Annotated in this window: 20 protein-coding genes and 1 pseudogene; 6 read left to right on the plus strand and 15 right to left on the minus strand. The window is 61.6% G+C overall.

From position 1 onward, the window contains the following. Nucleotides 1-9: 9 nt before the first annotated feature. Nucleotides 10-1,566 carry a class I adenylate-forming enzyme family protein gene (locus tag ACMGFM_RS02305; RefSeq protein WP_436900723.1) on the minus strand — a complete coding sequence of 519 codons (1,557 nt, stop codon included), beginning with the start codon at nt 1,564-1,566 and terminating at the stop codon, nt 10-12. Nucleotides 1,567-1,653: 87 nt separating this feature from the next. Here ACMGFM_RS02305 and ACMGFM_RS02310 point away from each other — a divergent pair, with 87 nt between their 5' ends. Next, complete coding sequence (locus ACMGFM_RS02310) at nt 1,654-1,965, plus strand: cupin domain-containing protein (RefSeq protein ID WP_436900724.1); 312 nt, start codon at nt 1,654-1,656, stop codon at nt 1,963-1,965. Here the strand turns inward: ACMGFM_RS02310 and ACMGFM_RS02315 are convergent. Further along, nucleotides 1,962-3,020 carry a PAS domain S-box protein gene (locus tag ACMGFM_RS02315; RefSeq protein WP_436900726.1) on the minus strand — a complete coding sequence of 353 codons (1,059 nt, stop codon included), beginning with the start codon at nt 3,018-3,020 and terminating at the stop codon, nt 1,962-1,964. The two genes, ACMGFM_RS02310 and ACMGFM_RS02315, sit on opposite strands and share 4 nt — an antisense overlap. Nucleotides 3,021-3,183: 163 nt before the next feature. Here ACMGFM_RS02315 and ACMGFM_RS02320 point away from each other — a divergent pair, with 163 nt between their 5' ends. Next, entirely contained in the window at nt 3,184-4,170 is a 987-nt protein-coding gene (locus ACMGFM_RS02320) for a VOC family protein (RefSeq protein ID WP_436900727.1), read from the plus strand. Here the strand turns inward: ACMGFM_RS02320 and ACMGFM_RS02325 are convergent, their stop codons facing one another. The 3 genes from ACMGFM_RS02325 to ACMGFM_RS02335 are packed head-to-tail and all read right to left on the minus strand — an operon-like array spanning nt 4,171 to nt 5,839. Next, on the minus strand, nt 4,171-4,704 hold the full coding sequence (locus tag ACMGFM_RS02325; RefSeq protein WP_436900729.1) for a tRNA (cytidine(56)-2'-O)-methyltransferase: 534 nt from the start codon (nt 4,702-4,704) through the stop codon (nt 4,171-4,173). Nucleotides 4,705-4,707: 3 nt separating this feature from the next. Then, a complete protein-coding gene (locus ACMGFM_RS02330) occupies nt 4,708-5,352 on the minus strand; it encodes a thioredoxin domain-containing protein (RefSeq protein WP_436900730.1) in 645 nt (214 codons plus the stop codon). A gap of 43 nt (nt 5,353-5,395) precedes the next feature. Next, nucleotides 5,396-5,839 carry a hypothetical protein gene (locus ACMGFM_RS02335; RefSeq protein ID WP_436900731.1) on the minus strand — a complete coding sequence of 148 codons (444 nt, stop codon included), beginning with the start codon at nt 5,837-5,839 and terminating at the stop codon, nt 5,396-5,398. A gap of 127 nt (nt 5,840-5,966) precedes the next feature. Here ACMGFM_RS02335 and ACMGFM_RS02340 point away from each other — a divergent pair, with 127 nt between their 5' ends. Both ACMGFM_RS02340 and ACMGFM_RS02345 read left to right on the plus strand, forming a co-directional pair. Next, nucleotides 5,967-6,680 (plus strand): ABC transporter ATP-binding protein, encoded by a 714-nt coding sequence (locus ACMGFM_RS02340; RefSeq protein WP_436900732.1) that lies wholly within the window; start codon nt 5,967-5,969, stop codon nt 6,678-6,680. Continuing rightward, on the plus strand, nt 6,677-8,083 hold the full coding sequence (locus ACMGFM_RS02345) for a hypothetical protein (RefSeq protein WP_436900733.1): 1,407 nt from the start codon (nt 6,677-6,679) through the stop codon (nt 8,081-8,083). The genes ACMGFM_RS02340 and ACMGFM_RS02345 overlap by 4 nt, the downstream gene beginning before the upstream one ends. A 1-nt stretch (nt 8,084) precedes the next feature. Here ACMGFM_RS02345 and ACMGFM_RS02350 read toward each other — a convergent pair whose 3' ends face one another. The 4 genes from ACMGFM_RS02350 to mutL form a co-directional block, all read right to left on the minus strand. Further along, a complete protein-coding gene (locus ACMGFM_RS02350; RefSeq protein ID WP_436900734.1) occupies nt 8,085-9,305 on the minus strand; it encodes a lactate racemase domain-containing protein in 1,221 nt (406 codons plus the stop codon). Nucleotides 9,306-9,346: 41 nt separating this feature from the next. After that, on the minus strand, nt 9,347-10,132 hold the full coding sequence (locus tag ACMGFM_RS02355; protein WP_436900735.1) for a GTP cyclohydrolase IIa: 786 nt from the start codon (nt 10,130-10,132) through the stop codon (nt 9,347-9,349). A gap of 71 nt (nt 10,133-10,203) precedes the next feature. Beyond that, nucleotides 10,204-12,621 carry a heavy metal translocating P-type ATPase gene (locus ACMGFM_RS02360; RefSeq protein ID WP_436900736.1) on the minus strand — a complete coding sequence of 806 codons (2,418 nt, stop codon included), beginning with the start codon at nt 12,619-12,621 and terminating at the stop codon, nt 10,204-10,206. Between the two features lie 82 nt (nt 12,622-12,703). After that, nucleotides 12,704-14,737 carry a DNA mismatch repair endonuclease MutL gene (gene mutL / locus ACMGFM_RS02365; protein ID WP_436900737.1) on the minus strand — a complete coding sequence of 678 codons (2,034 nt, stop codon included), beginning with the start codon at nt 14,735-14,737 and terminating at the stop codon, nt 12,704-12,706. A 99-nt stretch (nt 14,738-14,836) separates the two neighbouring features. Between mutL and ACMGFM_RS02370 the strand changes: the two genes are divergently transcribed. Further along, nucleotides 14,837-15,322, plus strand: a complete 486-nt coding sequence (locus ACMGFM_RS02370) for an FKBP-type peptidyl-prolyl cis-trans isomerase (protein WP_436900739.1) — start codon at nt 14,837-14,839, stop codon at nt 15,320-15,322. Here the strand turns inward: ACMGFM_RS02370 and ACMGFM_RS02375 are convergent. Together ACMGFM_RS02375 and ACMGFM_RS02380 are read right to left on the minus strand one after the other, a co-directional pair. Further along, nucleotides 15,319-16,542 carry an HD domain-containing protein gene (locus ACMGFM_RS02375; protein WP_436900740.1) on the minus strand — a complete coding sequence of 408 codons (1,224 nt, stop codon included), beginning with the start codon at nt 16,540-16,542 and terminating at the stop codon, nt 15,319-15,321. The two genes, ACMGFM_RS02370 and ACMGFM_RS02375, sit on opposite strands and share 4 nt — an antisense overlap. Before the next feature lie 31 nt (nt 16,543-16,573). Continuing rightward, nucleotides 16,574-17,140, minus strand: a complete 567-nt coding sequence (locus ACMGFM_RS02380) for a protein-tyrosine phosphatase family protein (RefSeq protein ID WP_436900741.1) — start codon at nt 17,138-17,140, stop codon at nt 16,574-16,576. Between the two features lie 163 nt (nt 17,141-17,303). Between ACMGFM_RS02380 and ACMGFM_RS02385 the strand changes: the two genes are divergently transcribed. Beyond that, a complete protein-coding gene (locus ACMGFM_RS02385; RefSeq protein ID WP_436900743.1) occupies nt 17,304-18,098 on the plus strand; it encodes an enoyl-CoA hydratase-related protein in 795 nt (264 codons plus the stop codon). Here ACMGFM_RS02385 and ACMGFM_RS02390 read toward each other — a convergent pair whose 3' ends face one another. From ACMGFM_RS02390 to ACMGFM_RS02405, 4 genes and pseudogenes are all read right to left on the minus strand, one after another. Then, nucleotides 18,099-19,214: an ABC transporter ATP-binding protein gene (locus ACMGFM_RS02390; RefSeq protein WP_436900744.1), complete on the minus strand. Its 1,116-nt coding sequence runs from the start codon at nt 19,212-19,214 to the stop codon at nt 18,099-18,101. It lies immediately after the preceding gene. Further along, on the minus strand, nt 19,211-20,020 hold the full coding sequence (locus ACMGFM_RS02395; protein WP_436900745.1) for an ABC transporter permease: 810 nt from the start codon (nt 20,018-20,020) through the stop codon (nt 19,211-19,213). The genes ACMGFM_RS02390 and ACMGFM_RS02395 overlap by 4 nt, the downstream gene beginning before the upstream one ends. Beyond that, a complete protein-coding gene (locus ACMGFM_RS02400; RefSeq protein WP_436900746.1) occupies nt 20,017-20,949 on the minus strand; it encodes an extracellular solute-binding protein in 933 nt (310 codons plus the stop codon). The genes ACMGFM_RS02395 and ACMGFM_RS02400 overlap by 4 nt, the downstream gene beginning before the upstream one ends. Nucleotides 20,950-21,318: 369 nt before the next feature. After that, a pseudogene (locus tag ACMGFM_RS02405) lies at nt 21,319-21,597 on the minus strand (DUF5789 family protein); the annotation flags it as partial. Nucleotides 21,598-21,646 lie beyond the last annotated feature (49 nt).

A 21,646-nucleotide genomic window follows, 5' to 3' on the forward strand; every position in this document is an offset into this window, starting at 1 on the left:
AACCCTCACTTACTCGTCGCGGAGCTTGTACTTCTGTATTTTTCCGCTGGCTGTCCGTGGGAGTTCGTCGATAAACTCCACCTCACGCGGGTGTTTGTACGCTGCAATGCGGTCGAGGACGAACTCTTGAATCTCTTCTGCAGTCACATCCTCGCCGGGTGTGACGCCCTCCGAGGGGACGACAAACGCTTTCGGGACCTCGTTACGGCGTTCGTCTGGAGTTGCGACCACTGCACCCTCGGCGATTGCGTCGTGCTCGACGAGTAGCTCCTCGACTTCGCTGGGGTAGACGTTGTACCCCGCCGTGTTGATAACGTGTTTTTTCCGGTCAACAATCGCGTAGTAGTTCTGCTCGTCGCGTCGGGCGATGTCGCCTGTCCGGAAGTACCCGCGCTCGGTAAAGGCTCTCTCGGTCGCCTCGGGCAGTCCGTGATAGCCCGCCATCACCTGCGGGCCACGGACGAGCAGCTCACCCTCCTCGCCGGGGCCAACCTCTTCGCCCGACGCGTCGACAATCTTGCAGTCGGTCATCCGCATTGGCTGGCCGACAGAGCCGTGTTTGGTTCCGTACGTGGAGTTAACCTGTGTGTGGGTCGCGCCATGAGTTTCGGTCAATCCGTAGCCTTCGTCCATCTCGACGCCGGTGGTGGTCTGGAACCGTTCCTGTACGGCTTCGGGGAGTTTCGCGCCACCCTCTGCGGCCATCTCCAGACTCGTCAGGTCGTAGCTCTCGAAGTCATCACGTTCGACCATATCGACGTACATCGCGGTGACCCCGACGAAGTGTGTGATTCCCTCGTCTTCGATGAGCGACAGTCCTGATTCGCCGTCCCAGTTGGCCGCGCTGCGGAGATAGACACTGCCGCCGCGCAACAGCGGTTGCCACGCAGTGTGAGTGAACCCTGTGATATGATACAACGGGAGCCAGACGAGACTCTTGACCTCCTCGTCAGGAATCGAGTTCGATTGTCCGAGCACCTGATACATCTGTGCGCGGAAGTTCGCGTGAGTCAACTCCACGCCCTTTGGTTTGCCCGTCGTCCCGGAGGTGTAGGGCAACAGCGCGATGTCTTCGTCGTCCTGTTCGCGCAGTAGCGGTTCGCCCCGACACTCGGAGAACATCTCGACATCCTCGTCCGTGCTGGCGACGGCGACAACGAGCGGGTCCCAGTCGATCTCCTCGAGTGCTGGCCGCAGGTGTTCCAGCAGTGCCGTATGCGTCAGCACCACCGCCGCCTCGGTGTCTTCGAGTTGGTGGACGAGTTCGCGCCTGCGGTACTGTGGATTTACCGGCGAGACGGCGACGCCGGCTTTGAACGCGCCAAGCCCACCAATCAGGTATGCCGGACAGTTCGGCAAATACTGTAACATCACCTCACCCGCCTCGACGCCGCGCTCTGCCAGTGCCCCGGCAAACTCGGCACTCTCCGTCCGCAACTCGTCGTGTGTCAGCGTCGTCCCGTGATATTCGACGGCCAGTGCCTCCCCGTGGTGGCGGGCGGTTTCGTCGTGTAACTTCGCGGCGTTGCCTGACTTTGCCTCCTCGGAAATGTCACTAATGTCCATGTGGGTTCCTCACACAACGGCCTGTTAAGTATTGTCCCGGGGCTAGGAGTGGGCTACAAGTGCCCGGCGCGACAACTGTGCTGTACAATGAACAGGTACGACGTACCCGACCCCGACCCAGGAGAGGTCAGCGACACAGAACTGGTCGTCTCCGACGACGTTCTCGTCAAGGCCTTCGCGCTCGGTCCGGGCGCAGAACTGGACGCACACGACCACCCCGACTCGACGAATGTCTTTCACATCGTCGAGGGAACGGTAACAGTCATTCAGGATGGCGACGAAGAAGAAATCGACGCGCCGGGCGTCGTCCACCACGACCGCGGCGTCGCTCACGGCGCGCGAAATGACACCGACGAGCGGGCGGTATTCACGGCGAGTCTCTGTCCGATGCCCGGCTAAAGTGAGTCCAGTGTCTCGAACTCCAGAGAAACTCTGTTGCCGATGTCGTCTTCGCGGCGGGCAAACGTCAGGTCGCCGTTGACGATATCGGTAATCCAGCGTGCAATCCAGAGGCCCAGCCCTTCGTTGTGTCTGAGTGGCTGTTCTTCGCCACGGTCGACAATCTCGACAACTTCCTCCGGGATGGGTTCGCACTCATCCTCGACGTGGATAGCTGTCTTCTCCGGGGTCCGCTCGATACGCACTGTCACTGGACCGCTGGAACTTGGATGATGGACGGCGGCGTTCTCCATCAGTTCCATCAGTGCCACATCGACCGACGGCGGCGCAAGTGCCGGTGCACGGTCAGGGAACTCCGTGGTGACCCTCGACGCCGGCTGCTTGATACCGAACTTCTCGACGACCAGTGTCGACATCTCGACCAGTTCGACGCGACAGTCCTCCTCGGGCGGAACGTCGAGGTGTTCGTGTGCTTTCCGGGCTTTGTCGGCGAGGTTGATCACCCGCTTTCCAACCTCTTCGACTTTCTCAGCAGCGGTCCGGTAGCTGGGGTCCTCGATTTCCTGAAGGGTCGCTGCATGACCGACGACGAGGTTCATCTGGTTGCGAATGTTGTGCCGCAACGCTCGCGTCAGGATGTTTAGTTTCTGTTCCTGCTGGGACTCCTGACGGATGTCCTCCACCCGGCCGACAATAGCGGTGGAGTCGTCGGTTGTGACGGCCGTCTGTTCCACCCGGACCGGCAGTTCCGTCCCGCTCTTCGAGACGAACCGGCAGAACCACTCGACTGAGTCCTCCTCGGACTCGTCCAGAAACTGCGCGTGGCGCTTGCGCTCCGCAACTGCGTCGGGATGATACACCCTCGTGACCGGTTCGCCGAGCAGTTCCTCGCGCTGGTAGCCAGTCAACGCAAGCAGTGGCTGATTGACTGTCTCGAACGCCCCGTCTTCCGAGACATACAGTGCGTCTTCGGCCTGGTCGAGTGCCTGCCGGAGCACTGCGTCTTCGGTCGTGGAATGCTCTTCGTTCATCTCTTGGTCGCGTTGGCCGTCCACTACGCCGCCAGACGTGCTGGCGGGAATCTACCCACAGCTACACTTTGCTTACTTAACTGGTATTTGCTAGCTTAATTTACACACTTCACGCCGAACACGGTGTCGATCCCGGTAACACCGGTGTCAGCGCGAATTGAAGTGAGTCCGACCCCTATCTGAGAGTATGACAGAACCAACACCGACACCCGGTATTCATCACGTCACCTGTATCGCGGGCGACCCCCAGCAGAATCTCGATTTCTGGGTGGAGACACTCGGACTCAGACTGGTCAAACGGTCGGTCAACCAGGACGACCCCGGCACGTATCACTTCTTCTACGCCGACAGCGAGGGCACCCCCGGGACGAGTATGACCTTCTTCCCGTGGGAAGAGATGAATGCTGGCAAAGTCGGCTCTGGGCAGGTCTCACGGACGGCGTTTCGCGTCCCCGAAGATAGTCTCGATTACTGGGAATCTCGCTTCGATGACTACGGCGTCGAGTACGACGACCGAATCGAACGCTTCGGCGAAACCGTCCTGCCGTTCCGCGACCCGGACGGTCTGCCGGTCGAACTGGTCGAGACGGAGATTCCCGAGGACGACCCCACAGAGCCGTGGACGGAGTTTGTCCCAGAGTCGAACGCGATTCGTGGGTTCCACTCGGTGACGTTGTGGGTCGCCGACCCGCAGCCAACCCAGGAACTGCTCGGAACGATGGGACTAGAGAACGTCGGCACCGAACAGGCACAGGGCGACACACCCGGCGACGAGCGAACACGCTTCGCCGCGGAGGGTCCAGTCGGCAAATACGTCGACGTGTTGCCGACGATCGAAGGCGCCCGGCAGGGCCACGGCACGGTCCATCACGTTGCCTTCCAGACGCCGACCGACGACGACCAGGAGTCGATGCGAACTGCTGTCCGCAAGGACGGACTCAATCCGACAGCACAGATCAACCGCCACTGGTTCCGCTCGGTGTACTTCCGCGAGCACGCGGGCATCCTCTTCGAGTTGGCGACCAACGGCCCCGGATACGACAGCGACGAACCGCTCGCTGAACTTGGTGAGCGACTCGTGCTGCCTGGAAAATTCGAGGCAAAGCGTGAACAGATCGAATCGAATCTCACCTCGGTCGACATTCCGCGGGCAGAATCCCCACCAGAACAGTAACTACGCCTCGTCGACGCGCTTGCCAGCAGCTTGCGGCACGACGTTGCGGTCGGCGTCCTCCCACTCTCGGTCAAGTTCTGCACCCTCGAACAGGTGGTCGAGAAAAACCGCAAGCGAGGCAATCTCAGAGTGTGGCTGGTTCGTCACGGCGACGTTGTAATCGGCGTTCTCGTACACGTCCCACGGCACTTTCTCTGCGCCGACGACGACCAGCAGCGGACCATCCTCGTGGTCTGTGCGAATCTCTGTTTCGACATCCTGCACCGGGAGGCCGTACATCGTCAGGTGGACAATCGTGCCGTCCCAGTCTTCGATGAATCCTATCGGGTTGTCAGTCGTCTCGACGGCGAAGGGACCGCCGAACCGGTCGGTAATGTCTTCGATAGTGCCCTGCTGGCTCGCGCCGTCCTTGGCGAGGATAGCGCGGTCTGCACCGAGTGCTCGCGCTGTGAGGCCAACGTGTGTCGTCATTCGCTCGTCGCGGCCGGGACGGTGGCCTAGGCGCAACACGGCGACCTCTTGGGTGTCCTGCATGAGTTACTCTGAGAGTTTGGCGTCGAGTGTCTCGCGGGCGTCGGCGAGGCCATCCAGTATTTCACCATTAACGACGAACCCGGGCGTTGCGTTGACGCCGATTTCTTCAGCTCTGGCTCGGTCCTCGGAGAGACGCTGGTCGTGTTTCCGGTTCGCACCAGCCTGCTGGACCAGTTCACGGTCGAGGTTCTCAGCCTCCGCAACGTCGCCGAATACGTCGGGCGCATCACTATGAATCTGTTCGCCCTTGCTCATCAGCGAAGATTTGTACGACCAGAAGGGTGTGCCGTAGGAGCGATACACCTCGCGTGCGGCGCTTGCGGCCTGCCACGAGGTGGGGTCGATAAACGGCAGGTCACGGTGGACGTACCGAATCTGCTCAGATTCGAGATACTCCGAGCGAATCTCGGGAAAGCCATTGGCGTTGTAGTCCTGACAGTGCGGGCAGTTGAAATCCTCGAAGACTTCGAGCGTGATGTCGGCGTCCGGATCACCGAGTACCGGCGGCCCGTCCGGTGGTGATTCGAGTTTTTCCGGGCCGTCATCCGCCTCGGTATCCTCGCCCCCGCTGCACCCGGCGAGCGCGGTGGCCCCCGCGGCGACACCCGCGAGGAACTCACGTCTGGATGGCTGTCGATCTGTCGTCATAGCCGACAGTTACCGGAGCACCGTCTTGAGCGTCACGACTCGCTCATCGCGAGAGTTTCTTCCCGTCGAGTTTCTTCTTTGCGCCGCTGGCCGCTTTGATCAGCAGTGCTGGGCCGTCGTAGCGCATCTCGACGAGGTTGTAGATCTCCTCGGTATCACCAACTTTCACTCGGGCGTATCCTTCTTCGTCGAGTTCGATGAACGCAAGCGGCGCTTTCTGGCTGCCCAGTGTGACCTCCTTGTCCGCGATTTCGACCTCCTTTTGCTGGGTCTTGCCCCACCGGAAGACACAGCGGTACTGGGTCCGAGAGCTATCGGCCCGGTCGTGGTCGATCCGTTTGCGCGTGTCGAAGTCGAAGCCACAGTGATTGACCCACCGCTTGAAGTGGGTGTCGTCGAACCGTTTCATCGGCTTGCCGCTGTCTGTCTCGCGAGTCCACAGCATATGTGCCTTCGACGGCCGGCCGCGAAAGCTCCCAACCTTCACACCGTATATTTTGCAGTGAGCCAGTAAAAATCATACTGACTCGTGTTCGTTCCGTGTCGTGTCAACTGACAGACTGCACCCGTATTCAGGGCGGGATTTAATTGCACTCCTCGCGCAATCGGAGTGTATGGCTGCAATCGAGGTCGATGGGTTGCGCAAGGAGTACGGTGATGTCGTGGCGCTGGATGGACTCGACCTTACCGTCGAAACTGGGAACCTCTACGGCCTGCTCGGCCCCAACGGCTCAGGCAAGACGACGACTATCGAGATTCTCACCGGCCAGCGCAAACCGACCGCCGGGAGCGCACGCGTCCTCGGAACTGACCCCGTTGCCGACCCAATCGAGGTCCGTCGCTCTATCGGTATCCTCCCCGAACGAGAGGACCCGCCGAGTTTTCTCACGCCGCGAGAGTATCTCGAATTCGTCGGTGACGTGCGTTCGCTGTCGGATATCGAGGACCGGATCGAGCGACTCGCAGACACGTTCGACTTTCGGGGTGTGCTCGACACACTGAGTTCGGACCTCTCCGAGGGGGAACGCCAGCGCGTGATGCTCGCGCAGGTGTTCATCCACGACCCTGATCTCGCGTTCATCGACGAACCGCTGGTCAACCTCGACCCGCTGATGCAGGCCGAAGTGAAATCATATCTCGAAGAGTACTGCGCGGAGGGGAATACGCTCTTTCTGTCGACACATTTCGTCGAGGTGGCCGAACAGCTCTGCACCGAGGTCGGAATCATCGCTGGCGGCCGCCTCAGACTCCACGGTGTGCCCGGAGAGATGGAGTCGGGCCTGCTCGATACCTACGAGGCGAACGTGGGGGAGGAACCGCCACAATGAGCCTGACGACGCGCCTGTTCTCGCGGATGTTCCTCGAAGAGTACCGTCTGCACGCCGAACTGTTCGGTCGCGACCGCTTCCTGCTCTTTCCCGTGCTGACGGCGCTGCTGACCGGCGGCGGACTGTACCTGTTCTCGCTGACCGGCAGTTCCGTCGCAACCATCATCGCCGGAGTCCACGCGCTCGTCTTCTTTTTCGGGTTGCAGGTCGGGACTATCGGCCTCGTTGGCCGGGACGCTCTCCGGAACGTGCTCGGTGATGTGACGCTTTTGGTCTTTTCCGCCCGGACGCTACCGGTCTCGCGGCGACGGCTACTCGGCGTGTTCATCTGGAAAGATATCGTTTACTACCTGTTCTTTTTCCTGACGCCGCTGGTTCTCGGCTTTCTCCCTATCGGATTGACTGGCGGGCTCTCACTCACCTCGCTTGCGTTGCTGTGGGTCACCGTCGCCGCAACCTTTGCACTCGGAACCGCGGGAAGCCTCGCGCTTGCCGGCGTCGGAACGCGAAGCAAGCTCGCTCTGATCGGTATCGTTGCGCTGCTCATCGTCGGCATCATTCGCGAACCGGCGACACTGGTTGGATTCACGCCGTACGCGCTCTATCTCCAGCCAACGCCGACCACTGCCCTGACGAGCGTCATCGTCCTCGCTGGCGCGCTTGTTGCCGGGCCACTGCTGTTCGAGCCAAGCGCCAGCCGCTCGCTCCGCCGAACCGACGCGGGGCGCTTTCGCTGGCTGCGCTCGGTCACTGACGTCTACACGGCTCGCTCGTTGCTCGAAGTCAGCCGGTCCAGTGGCTCGGTCTGGAAGGTGGGTGTCTCGCTGGGTGTGTTGTTCGGCGTTGCTGTGCTCTTGCTCGAACGCTTGGCCGAGGCGACAGCTATCTCTCCCTCCGGTGGGATTGCCTTCGGAACGCTGCTCGGTCTTGGCACCTTCACAACCTACAACTGGGTAACACAGGTCGATGACCCCGACGAGTATCTGCGATATCCAGACGCTCTCGGGGCTGTCTTCCGTGGCAAACTCCGGGCTTTTTACGCCTGCTCGCTGCCGTTTGGATTTGCGTATCTCGCGCTCGGTGCGCTTCGCTACCCGCTAACTGACCTCGCGCTTGGGATTATCGTGTTCCCGTTGGTGGGACTGTACGTCTTCGGGCTGACGGCCTACATCACCGGCTTTTCGGCGAACGAACTGCTGTTCGATACGGCACTGTTTGGGCTCTACGGCGTTGGCCTCGCGGTGGTTTCGGTGCCCCTTCTGGTCGCCGCGCTCGCCTACGGCACCGCACCAGTCCAGTCGGTAGGGGTGGCACTCGGCGTTGCAGTTGTTGCCGCCGCAATTGGTGCGGTCTTGGCCCTCCGCGCACCCGGACGCTGGCACGAGAAACTCCGCGCCGAGTGAGTTACACCAGCAAGGTATTCAGCGCGTCGGGCACGACGAGCACGTCACTGCCCGGTTCGATTGCTTCCTCACTGCTCTCGCTAGCGTGCATGAGACAGTCCTCAACGAGGTCCGGACACTCGCTGTTTGTTACCCAGATATCGTGCTCGCGGAGCGCTCGGGCCAGCACGAACGCGCGCTGGGTCCCCGGTTCGTACCCCGCTCGGAGTTGCTCGTACAGCGTCGCTGCGTCGTCGGCAGTCGAGAGCCGGTCGACAAACCGCTGCTCGCCACGACCAGACCCAGCACCCTCCGGGAGCCTGGCCGGCAGGACTACTCGCCCGCCCGCTCGCAGTGGGTTGTTCGCACCGAGAACGACGTACGTTGCTGCCCGACTCGCCTGATAGAGATTTGCGTCCTTCGGCGCGCCGATGCCTGCGAGTACCGCATCGTAGGTGCCGTCCACCTCGACGGCTAGTCCTTCTCTGGCTGTCTCCGCGAGTGTATCGACAACTCGGCGTGGGTCGCCTGCGGCGACGCCTGTAATCCCCGCAGGGCCGTGGGTGACGTTCAGGCAGAAACCGACGCCAGCCGCGTCACCAGCGTCGTCGATAAACTCTCTGAAGGGGTTGTCCTCGACCCGGCCGAGTCGCACGCCATCGCGAGCGAGCATCTCCGGGCCGTGGCTGTACCGAATCTGTGACTCGCCGCCAGCCCCGATAACTGCCGTCTTCGCACCGCCGGAAAAGCCCGCGTACTGGTGGGGTTCGACCATTCCCGTCGAGCAGACGACGTCGGCGTCGGCGACCTGTTCGAAAATATCGATCTGACAGCCCTCGACGGTTCCCACTGTTCGCGTGTTGTCGGGGTCGTGGTTGACCGCCAACTCCGCGTGGTCACCCAGCGCCGCCTCGATTTCCTCGTCGGTCATCGGTCGGTGGAGCCCGAGTCCGATAACGACAATCACCTGCTCGCGGGCAACGCCTGCTCTGTCGAGTTCTGCGAGCAACGCATCGAGCAACACATCGTCTGGCGTTGCCCGTGTTACGTCGGTAACGACGATTGCGACCTGGTCGTCCGGGTCGACACGGTTGGCAAGTGTGGGGCCAATCGGGTCGGCCATCGCGGCCTGGGCCGCTGCCGATACGTCGACTGCCTCGCCACCGTCGGGCGCGGCAGTCGTAACCGTACAGGATGGGAGTGAAACCTGGAGTGTGGTCTCACCGTAGGGCACCTCGACCATAGCGGGCAGAAGACGCGGCTGTCCAAAACCGTTCGGATAGATCAGTCGGTTGCGGCTGTTGTCGTAATCTGGTGGACGCGGTGACCGTTCTCGCGGCACTCCTCCAGTGCGAGTTTCGCGCGGTAGCCGGCGTCGTGGGCAGTGCGACCCCGACCGACGCCGACCTGCATCTCGATGTCGGCACGTTGTCGGACGGCCGCTTGTGCGTCATTGAAGGCAGACTCGGGCAGACGCGGACAGACCGCGATGATGTTGTCACCGCCGACGAACCGCGCGACGCTGTCGTGTTCGGTCTGCATATACTCCGCGAGTTCGAGCGTTCCGCGGCGCACGTCGAGCGTCGTCCGTGCGGCGTTCTGGGCGTCGGTGTAAGTGCCGGTCACGTCGACAATATCGAAGTGAGCAATCGTCACTTCACCATCGCCTGGGTCGACGGTGCCGTCGGTCGACAGAATTTCTGTTCGGTCCGGGTCCTGTGCGCTCCCGGCGTCTTGTAGCTGCCGAGTGGCCTTTCCGAGGGCCGACAGTGGCGTTTCTGCGGCACCGACGCCGATGCTCGCGGTCACCGGATACTGGTTGCGAACGTGTTCCTGAAATCGTTCGTGTGTCCGGCGGTCGATGCCGTTTGTCACACCAATGATGTTGTCGAATCGGTCGAAGAAGGCATAGCCGTCATCTCGGCCCACGAAGTCGGCAAAATCAGCGTAGAGGCGGGCCTGGAGAGACTGCAGATCAGTTTCTCGCCGTGGCGACGGCGTCACCGTCCACGGACCGTAGTTGTCCAGTTGTACCAGGGACAACTGGACCTGCTCGTGGTTACTCGTCACGACCGATTCTTAGGCTTGAGACGTATAAAGCAACAGGAATTCCATTCGTGGTTTCCATCACAGATTCGTGATTACCCCTCGATCAGCGGTCGTGTCGCGTTCAGGCTCACCGCACAGATGGTCAGTACGGCCGCGCCCATCACGAACAGCGGGTTCAGAAAACCCGCCACGGCGAGTGGAATCATAATCACGTTGAACATAAGCGCCAGACCAGTGTTGGTTCGGAGTCGCTTGCGCGCACCGGCGGCGAGCTCGAAGGCTTTCTCGACGCTCGAGAGGTCGTCATCGAGAACGGTGATGTCGGCGGCTTCTGAGGCGAGGGCGGTCCCACTGCCCAGTGAGATACCCAAATCAGCCGCGGCCAACGCCGGTCCATCGTTGGTCCCGTCGCCGACCATCGTGACGTGGCCTGTTTGCTGGAGGCGGCGAATTGTCGCGGTCTTGCCCGCGGGCGAAACGCCCGCGAAGACGTGCGTGACGGCGTCGTGGTCGGCAAACAGCGAGGCTGCGGCCTCGTCGTCGCCGGTCAACACGACAGTCTGGATATCTCGGGCTGCGAGGCTATCGAGGATCTGCTCCCACTCCTCGCGAGGGTTGTCCCCGAGGACGACGACGCCTTCGGCTTTCCCATCCCGGCCCACGACGACAGGCATATCGCCGCGCTTGCGGTGTGTGCGGGCTTCTCGCTCGATTTCCTTCGAGACTGCCCAGTCCTCCTGTGCGAACAGCGCCAGATTGCCCACGAGCATCCGGTCACCGCCAACCGTGCCCTCGATACCCGTGTCGTGGCTCTGGACATCGGTCACCCGCCCCGTGGTATCTGGTGTGGGCGTAGCACCGCCGTCAGGTCGCGCTTGCGCGCCGAACTCGACGGCCGAGGCGATAGCCTTGCCTGCCGGGTGGGCAGCGTGTTGTTCGAGTTCGGCCGCTTTCGACAGCGCGTCGGCAGGTACCTCCGCACCGAGGAGGTTCATCTCGCCGGTCGTCAGCGTCCCGGTTTTATCGAAGACAATCGTGTCGGTCTCGCGGAGACGCTCGAACACCGTCTCGTCGAAGACGATGATCCCGTGGCTGATCGCTGCCTCGATGCTTCGGGCCACCGACAGCGGGGTCGACAGCGCGATGCCCCACGGATTGACGACAAACAGCACTGCCAGTCCCGCGAGCACGGTCGTAATCACGCCGCCACCGAGCGCCAGCGTCACAGCACTGACCGCCAGCGCAACAACGAGCACCACCGGAATCACCCGCTCCGAGAGCCGGTCGCTCCAGCGCTGAATCCCGTGGGTCGAACTCTGCAGGTCCCAGACCGAGGTCGTGAGCGCGTCGAGACTGCTCGTCGGCGGGTCACCAACGCGGATTGTCGCACTGTCGTCGGTGACAATCGACCCGCCGATCAATTTTTCGCCCTGCTCTTTGCGCACGGGTAACGATTCCCCAGTCACGACGGCCTCGTCGACGGTACAGCTGCCAGATTCGAGCGTGCCATCGACTGGCACACGCTCGCCCTCTTTGACCAGCACACGGTCGTTCGGTTCGAGGGCTTCGACATCGACTTCCTCGGTGGTACCGTCTGCGCCGTAGCGGTGGGCGTCTGTGACCTGTGAAACGGTCAGTTCCGTGAGCAGGTCGACCGCCCGTTGTTTGGTCAGTGATTCGTAGAAAATCATCGCAACGACGACGCCGGCAATCAAGATGGTCAAGTCGTAGAAAATGTTGAGATTGCTGGACAGGAAGGCGATTGTTCCGTAGACGTACGCGCTGGTGATCGTCAGTGCAGCCAGCAGGTCGAGATTCGGCTGGCGCATGACGATACTCACGTACGCCCCCCTGAGCAACGGTAATCCGGTAAAAAATAGCACGACGCTGGTGAGAATGACGAACAGCGGCAGGATGATCAACGCGTCACCAGGGCCGGCCCCGCCGGAGAAAAAGGCAAGATCACCGGTGCCGAGGAGGTCCATGAGGTGGACCGGGTAGACGACGGCGATGTAGGGCAGCATCATCGTAATGCCAAAGAGAATTCCAGCGGCGTAGCGGTAGCCGAGCATATCGTCTAACTGACGGTCATCCCACCGTCGGTCATGGACATCTGCCACCGTAACGAGTTCCTCTCGTGGGACGACACTGTAGCCGACAGTTGTCAGCGCAGTTTCGAGCTCTTCAATTGAGACCTCTTCGGGAGCGTATTCGATTCTAATCGTTTCAGTCACGTAACTTGCGGCAGCACCGACGACGCCATCCTGGTTCGTCGCGCGCCGTTCGAGAAAACTCTCACAGGTCGAGCAGTGCATCCCGTCGATGTGGAGATACACCTCTTCGAGTCCGTCGTCCAGGGTCTCTGCTGGCTGGCTCTCGGCCGCGGATGGCTCTCCGTCGAGCGTTCGGTCGACCTGCTGACAGCCAGGCGAGCAGTAGTGGCCGTCGGCCGTCGCCGTTGCGCCGAGTGGTTCCTGACAGAGCCGACAGGTCGCTGGGTCTGAACTCATCTCTCTGGGGCCAACCGCAGACTACCTGTTCCTTGCTAACACTACTACATAAATGGTCGGCGTCAGCGTGGTTCCGGGGACTTCAGCCACCGTGGCCGGGGTAGTCTCGCTCGAAGCGCCCTTCGAGTTCGTCGGTGTCGAATTCGACGATGACAGGACGACCGTGTGGGCAGGCGTAGGGGTTCGCACACTCTTCGAGCGCGTCCAGTAGGTCGACTATCGAGCCGTCGGTGAGGGAAGTGTTACCCGTGATCGAGGGATAACAAGCCAGGTCTGCGAGCAGTTCGTCAGCGGCGGCCTCAACTGTTGCCGCCGCGGCCGCGTCACCACTCACGAACTCTCCGAGCACGTCACGGAGGAGGTCTGGGTCGGCCGCCTCGGCAACCAGCGAGGGAACGGTCGTCAGTTCGATAGTCCGGTCATCCACGAGCGTCGCACGGAAGCCAAGCGTTGCCAGAGCCTCCTTGTGAGATACGAACAGCTCTCGCTCCCCCGCTGTCAGTTCCATCTCGACAGGAGTGGCAAGCGCCTGTGTAGTCACCTCGCCGGTCAGTGATTCCCGGAGTCGTTCGTAGTTGATCCGCTCGTCGGCGGCGTGCTGGTCGACCAACACCATCCCGTCAGCTGTTTCGGCGACGATATAGGTGTCTTGTATCTGCCCGAGAATCCGCATCGACGGCAGGGAGTCGAACTCTTGGTCGCTTGGTGAACTCTCGATGAGGCGGCGCTGTTCGCCAGCCTCGAAACTGGGGCCAGTGGTTGTCTCGCGCTCGTCTTGCGAGGTGGCGAGCCCCCTGTCTGGAGTTATTGGTTCAGCTTCCTTCTCACGCTCGTTCGTGTCTCCACCGCCTCGGCCGCTGTCGGCCGTTGCTGGCTGTTCGCTCGCTCCCGGAGCACCGCTCTCGGACCCGCTGTCCCCACTCGAAGCCTGCTCTTCACTTTTCCTGGCTGGGGGTTCGCTTCCTGTTGTCTTCGTTCTGCTCTCCGATGAGTCATCCTCGACAGAAGCTGTCTGCGTCTCAGCTGTCTCTTCTGGCTGACTCTCGCTGGTCTGGGGCTCGATTGTCGCCTGCTCAGCTGCGGAGACGCCCCGCGGTGCGGAACTTCGTACCAGTCCCTCTCGAAGGAGTGCGGACTCGACAGCCTCCGAAATCTGCTCGCTGACGGCCTCCTCGGCAGCGAAGCGAACTTCGAGCTTTCTGGGATGTACGTTTACGTCGACGCTCGCAGGGTCGAGTTCGAGAAAGACGACGGCGAATGGGTATCGGTCCGACGCCAACTGGCCACCGTAGGCGTCGAAGACGGCGTCTCTGACGGTGTTTGCGGTAACGTACCGGCCGTTGACGAACGTCGAGCAGTATGCGCGACTCGCTCGATTCGTTTCCGGATGGCTTACCAGTCCGGAGACGCTTTCGAGCGGCCCCTCAGAATCAGCTTCAATTTCGATCATCGATTCTGCGACTTCGCGGCCGTAGACCGAAAGCACAGTTTCGCGCAGGTCGCCAGTGCCGTTGGTTGCGAACGTCTCACGGTCGTCGTGTTCGAGTGTAACCCCGACGCCGGGGTTCGCCAGCGCGTAATTCGTCACAATCCGATTGATGTGGTCGAACTCCGTCGACTCCTGTTTCAGATACTTCCGCCGTGCCGGCACGTTGTAAAACAGGTCTTCGACTTCGACCGTCGTTCCTTCGGGACACCCTGCTGGCGAGACGCTTGTCACCTCACCGCCTTCGACGGTGAGTTCTGTTCCGGTGGCCTCGCCTCGCGGGCGAGTCGTTATCGTCAGCCGCGACACGGCACCGATTGCGTGCAGCGCCTCCCCGCGGAAGCCGAGCGTCCCGACGCCAGACTCGAGATCGTCGATGTCGCCGATTTTGCTGGTCGTGTGCTCCTCGACGGCCTGGCGAACCGTCTGCTCGGACATCCCGATGCCGTCGTCGCTGACCCGGAGGTACTCTGCGCCGCTGCCCTCGACAGCCACAGTCACCCGGGAGGCGTCGGCGTCGATGGCGTTTTCCAGCAGTTCCTTGACCGCCGACGCGGGGCGCTCGACCACTTCGCCGGCCGCAATTCGATCGACAGTCTGGGCGTCGAGTTCGGTTATCTCCTGGTTCATATCCGCTGTTAGCCTGAATCGGGGGGCAACGGACTTCAGACTGCCGACTATCGGTCCCGAACAGCGGGGCTTTTGGGCGTGGATGGCACATCTACGGGTATGACAATCTCGGATGGAGACGTCGTTGAGATCGAATACACTGGCCGACTCGAAGATGGAACGCTGTTCGACACCTCGGACCGCGGCCTCGCCGAGGAGAGTGGACTGGCTGCAGAGCATCCCGACCGGGCCTACGAACCACTGACGGTCAACGTCGGCGAGGGCAAAGTGATCGAAGGACTCGAAGAGGCACTCCGTGGACTCTCTGAGGGTGAATCGACGGCTGTCAAAATCCCACCAGAGAAGGCATACGGACCCTACAAACAGTCCCGCGTGGCCGAATACGACCGCGACGCATTCGAGAAGATGCTGAGTGACCACGACATGGACGGCGACCTCGAAATCGGCTTTGAGGTCGAGGGCAAAGAGTCCGGGTTGCCCGGCGAAGTGACCGAGATACGCGACGACGTGGTCGTTGTCGACTACAACCACGAACTGTCCGGCGAAACGCTGGAATTCGAGATCGACGTTATCGACGTCTCCTAGTCGAACTCGTCGAGGCGGGCGTTGATTCCTGATCGCACGTCTCGGATTCGGGTTCCGTCGAGGTCGAGTCCGAGCACCTTGACTGCCGCTGTGCCCACTCGCTCGCTGACCCGCGGTGGCGCGTAGACACCCATCCGCCACTGGTCGCGCTGGGCCTGCTGCAATGCTGTGACGAGCGTGGACTGTTCGGCCAGGGTTCGAACCTCGCCGTTGACGAGCACGCGCGACGAGGACTCCTCCATCTCGGGTTTGTCGGGAACGTCGAGAATCACCTCCGAATGGTCGACGTTGGCTGTTTCGGCAATTTCGTGCTCGTACCGTTCGATTTCGGCGTGTTCTGCGCCGAGTAGTTCTCCCGGCACTGAATCCAGTTCTGTCCAGAGCGCTCGCTTGAACAGTTCTCGGTCGTCGAGTCGTCGGGCAATCTGTTCGGTTTCCTCACAGCCTCTGAGCGTCACCCGCAGGTCATAATCGTCCATCCGGCGGAGTTTCTCGGCGTTTGTCTTCCCGGACGCGAGCAGTTGCTTGACACCGCGACGCAGCATTGCCTTGGCAATCCGGGCGACGTGGTGGGCGTAGACGGTTGGGTTCATCAGTGCCCGGGCGAGCAAGAGACTCTCGGCAGTCTGGACGTTGTTCTCGTCGAGGACGAGTTCGCCGTCGACAAGCCGGAGTTCGCGCACGAGGCGTTCGTGGTCGATGGTGCCGTACGGAACGCCCGTGTGGTGGGCGTCTCTGACCAGGTAATCCATCCGGTCGACGTCGAGTTCGCCCGAAACCAGCTGCCCGAGTTCACCCGTCCCGGAAATGAGGTCGGCGATTCGGTCTGGATTGAGGCCGTGTTCAGACAGTATCTGGGCGACCGGGCCAGAGTCGACCAGGTCGTGAACTTCGTCGTGGTACTTCCCGGTGTGTTGGTAGATGATACTCTCGATGTTGTGGCTGTACGGACAGTGTCCGATGTCGTGCAACAGGGCGGCACCGCGCACCCGTTCGGCCTGGTTGCCCTCGATGCCGAGGTGGTCCAGTGCTCGGTCGGCGAGGTGATACACGCCGAGGCTGTGCTCGAAGCGTGAGTGGTTCGCAGAGGGATAGACGAGACCGACTGTGCCGAGTTGGCTGATACGCCGAAGCCGCTGGACCTGCGGCGTGTCGAGCAACGCCTCGGCCACACCGTGAATCTCGATGTGGTCGTGGACACTATCCTTAATCGTCGCCATACCGGGGGTAATTCCCCCTGGGTGAAAAGACTCAGTACTCGCCGGGCGTGGCACGGACCTGCTGGAGAACCTCGAACAGTTCGGACTCTGCGGTCGCCTCGTCGTCACTCTGTCCGAGTGGGTCTCGACCGACCGAATGGACGGTACTCACCGCTCGCTCGGGTCGATATCTGCGGTCGTAGGTCAGCCACGCCGCCAGTACCTGTCCCGTCCGGTCCAGTCCCGACAATCCGTAGACAACGACTGCTTCGTCGGAATCTTTTGCCTCGTCGAGAAACGGCAGGATTTCTTCTTCGAGTAGCTTTGCGTCGACGATTCCGCCCGTCGGGACCGGGGCGTGGAGGGTTCGGTCGGGACCGAAGGCGTCGGCACAGAGTCCAAAACTCGAATCGGCGGCCTCGTCTGAGCTCTCGGCGAGCACACTACAGACTCGCTCGACGCCTGCGTGTTGCATGTCTTCGACCCACTCGCGAACGCAGGTCTCGTGGTCTGCTGCGGCGTGCCAGCCGGGGGCACAGGAGCCGTAAACATGCTCCTCGTCAGGAGCTGCGGGGCCAAACCGATGGGCGTCTTGGAGGAGGGCTTGTGTCTGTCCCATCATGCTAATAACTGCGCTGGAACCACTTGAGTTTGTGTGTCGGATTCTCACAGCTGAGAAGTGATGCTGGTGGAATTACGGCGAATTGAGTAAACGATGGAAAACTACTCCCCCGCGAAGATGGGAAACTGTTACCTATCTGGCCCGTGACTGTGACAAGCGTATGAGTGACGAATCGGTTCTACTCGACATCGACGACGGCATCGCAACCATCACGCTCAACGAACCAGACCGGCGCAACGCCCTCTCCCAAACTATCGAGTCGGGGATGCTCGACGCGCTGGACGACATCGACGACAGCGACGCAAGCGTCGTCGTTATCGAAGGCAGCGGTGGCTCGTTCTCCGCAGGGGGCGATATCGACCGGATGCTCGAAGGACTCACAGGGGACGTTCCACTCGACGAGCGCGCAAAAGAACTCGAAGATGGAACGCCGGAAACGCTGACCCGAATCTACAACTACCACCTGCCGACCATCGCCAAAATCGACGGACCGGCCGTCGGCGCGGGTGCCAACCTCGCTATTGCCTGTGACATTCAGGTCGCCAGCCCCGAGGCCAGTTTCGGCTTCGTCTTCCGACAGGTCGGCCTGAGCGTCGACGCCGGCACGTCGTTCCTGCTGCCGCGACTCGTGGGCTCGAATGTCGCGAAAGAACTCGTGTTCACCGGCGACATCTTCGGTGCCGACCGCGCCAAGGAAATCGGCCTCGTCAACCACGTCTACGACGCCGACGAGTTCGACGAACAGGTTCACGAACTCGCCGCGAACATCGCCTCCGGGCCAGACGTGGCCTTCCGACACACCAAACGCCTGCTCAACGAAGCCTTCGAGAAGTCCATCGAACAGGCGATGACCGACGAAGCAGTTGCGCAGGGAATCGTCTTCCAGACTGACGACCACCACGAGGGCGTCGAAGCCTTCATGGAGGGTCGTGACCCCGAATTCCAGGGCGAATAACTAGTCCAGCCGGAGTTCCGGCTTTGACTGCAACGAGCGCTCGACCGGACTACATTCGAGTCGCTCACCACGTTCAGCGAACAGCGACAGCGCTCCGAGTTCACAGTGTAGCTGGACGTTCTCGCCGACTGATGGTGGCGAGTCGGTCTGTTCGATATCGACTTCTTCGTCGCTGTCAAGCGCGACGGACACCTCGTACCGGCGGCCGCGGTCGGTGACTGACGTGACAGTCCCGGCGAGCACGATTTCCCTCTCTGTCGCCGGTCCGACGCTGAGGTCCCGCGGGCGCAGGTGTGCAACCGCACGGTCTGGGGTTGTCCCCGGCTGGTCGGTCCGTACTCTGAGGAGTTGGCCACCGAGTTCGACCACCGGCGTGTGCCGACCGCTCACTGGCAGCACAAGCGTGTTCGACCGGCCGAGAAACGAGGCGACAAACCGGTTGGGTGGCCGCTCGTAGAGTTCCCGCGGCGGGCCAACAGCAGAAACACTCCCAGCCTCCATCACAACGAGTCGGTCAGCCAACGCCATCGCCTCTTCCTGGTCGTGGGTAACGAACAACGTACTCACGCCCGTCTCGTCCTGGATTGTTGCAATTTCCTCCTGTAGTTGTGCGCGAAGCTGTCTGTCGAGTGCCGACAGCGGTTCGTCGAGGACGAGCAAATCTGGTTCGGGCGCAAGCGCTCGCGCAAGTTCGACACGCCGTCGCTGTCCGCCACTCAACTTGTCCGTCCCAGCGTCGGCGTACTCTGACAGCGCAACGAGGTCGAGATAGGACGAGACTTTTGCGTCTACTTTTTTGGCGTCGAGATTTCCGGCTTTGAGTCCGTGTGCGACGTTCTCGCGGACGCTCATGTGGGGGAACAGGGTGGGTTCCTGAAAGACAAGCCCAACGGCTCTGGACTCTGGTGGGTCGCCAGTCACGTCAGTTCCCCTGAGAGAGACTCGACCCGCTGTGGGGTCGAGATGGCCGGCGATGGCCCGCACGAGCGTGGTCTTTCCACAGCCACTGGGCCCGAGCACCGCGACCAACTCGCCTTCTCTGACGCCGAACGAGACGTTCTCGACTGCTGGCTCGTCGTCGTAACAGTGGGTCAGTCCGTCGAGTTCGAGCATCATTGCTCTATCACCGTCTGGACGCGACCGAGGTGCTGGATGGCCGCCACCACGGCAACTGTAATCGCAAGCAATGTTAGTGCTAACGGGACGATTCCGTCGATGCCGCCGTTGAAGAAGGCAACCCAAATCTGTGTCGGCATCGTCCGCGGGTTGTACGCGACCATCAGCGTCGCGCCGAACTCACCGATTGCCCGCGCAAACGTCAGCACAATCCCGGCGACAATTGCACCGCGAGCCATCGGCAGCGAGACGTGCCAGAAGGTGCCAAGCGGCCCCCAGCCAAGCGACCGCGAGGCCTGTTCGAGTCGCTCGTCGACGGCACCGAATCCAGCACGGGCAGTAACCACCAGGAAGGGTGCGGCGACGAACACCTGTGCGAGAATCACACCGAGCAGGCTGTTCGTCAGGGGGAGGCCAACCCCGTGGGCCGCGGAACCGAGCGGCGTAAATCGCCCGACTGCGGTCAGCAACATTACGCCACCGACGACCGGCGGGAGCACCAGCGGCAAGACGACCACTGCTTCGACGAGGCGTTTGCCCGGGAACGAGCGTCGCGCGAGCACGTACGCCAGCGGCACCCCGAACAGCGTTGCGATGGCTGTCGAAATGGGTGCGGTAATCAACGAGTTTCGAATCGCGTCCTGTGCGGCTGGTTCCGACAGCCCCTGGACGACGTTTACCGCCCCAGTCCGACTGAGAAACGCCACCAGCGGGAGCACGAAATACACGAAGAGAAGACTCCCCAACAGCGCTGGGATGAGTAGGCCTCGGTCGGAACTCCCGACGAGTTTTTCGGCGTAGCTCATAGTGTAATCCCCTCCGGCAGCCTCCCGTGCGCTGTCGGAAGCCCATCTCTTACTGAAAGTCCTGCGTCAGTCAGTATATCCGTGCTGTCGACGAGAAACTGCACGAGTTCCCGACCAGCGTCGGGCGAGTCTGCTGATTCGTGGACTGTGGCATTGTACAGAATCGGACGCCCCTCCACAGTCGTCCCTTCGTCGGTGGTGTAGGTGGCTGAGGCGTACCGCTCGGCCCGTGATGGCTCGGCGAAGTTGTACGCCGCCGGAAACTCGACGAACGGAAGGTCGTGGTCGACTGCCATATTCCGATATACGACCGCAGCAGCGACCGACCCCGTCTCGACCTCGGCCATCAGCTGTGGCTCCTCTGGCTCGACGGTGACGCTTTCGAGCATATCTCGTTTGAATCCTTCGAGCTCGTGCTCCTGTTGGGCCAACTCGAATGCCTGCACCGCCCGATAGCCGAGCGGGTCCAGGTCCGGGTCGCTAATTGCCAGCCCCTCGCTCTCGGCGACTACCTCGTACCACGGGTCAGGCCCGTCCAGCGCAGCGCCAAGTTCCGTCTCGGGGTTGTAGCCGATACCCAGTGCGTTGCTCGCAAACACGACATCCCAGTCGACAACGCCGTCGAGTTGGCTACGGAGGAGTGTTGCGTCCGCGCCGACGATTACGTCCGGCTGTTTGGTGCGGTCCTCGACCAGTCGAACGATAGTGTTGGTGCCAAAATACTGGCCGCGGAGGTCGATTCCGTGCTCGGACTCGAAGGCTGGACCGATGTACTCCTCGAATGTTGTCGCCAGACTCCCAGCGGAGAGCACACGGACGGACTCTCCGCCGAGTCCAAGACAGCCTGCAAGTCCAGTACCGACCAGTCCCGTCGCCGTCGCGAGTATCTCTCGGCGGCACGCTCGCTGCGAACTCACTCGGGGACTCATTGGTCCCTGTACTCTCTCGGCGTACAAAAAACCAGCACGGGGTATCGCCTACTCTGAACAAACGAGTTACTCCTCGTCTTCCGCAGTGTTGTCCGCTTCTGTGTCGTCATCTGGCGCTGTCTCGTCGGGTTCGTCTTCGCTGCCCTCCTCAGCGTCTGCTTCTTCGGATTCCGTCTCGTCGCCAGCGGCATCCTCGCCCTCTACTTCGCTTTTGTCTTCGTCGGCTGCGTCGTCTTCAGCAGCCTCAGGCTCCGCGTCGTCCGCGTCTTCCGCTTCGTCGTTCTCTGAAGCCTCTGGCTCGGCTGCGTCATCTGCCTCAGACGATTCGTCGTCACTGTCCGTCTCCTGCTCCGCTTCTTGGTCGCCGGACTCGGCTGGAATCGGTCCGTCACCGAGCACCTCCGTAACTGCGTCCTCAAACTCCTGACGGGTGGCGAAGTATGTGTGGTCGACGGCCCCGAGCAGGTCGGCCAGTTCCTGTGGTCCGTCCGGTGTTCGAACCACTGTCTCGCCTTCGCGCTCGATGATTGCACTCTTCTCGATACCCCACATTAGCCGTGCCGAGACGCGTGCGAGCGGTGCTCCCTCGACGGCCTGTTTGGCTCCCAGGGTCACCGTGGGCTCCTCGCTGTCCTCGTCGTCTGCCATACTTCCAGTTCAGGTGGCCCGTGATTATGGTTTTCGGCTCGCACTCGTC

Origin of the sequence: Halovenus halobia, from assembly GCF_051414135.1 — an archaeon.
Lineage (GTDB): Archaea > Halobacteriota > Halobacteria > Halobacteriales > Haloarculaceae > Halovenus > Halovenus halobia.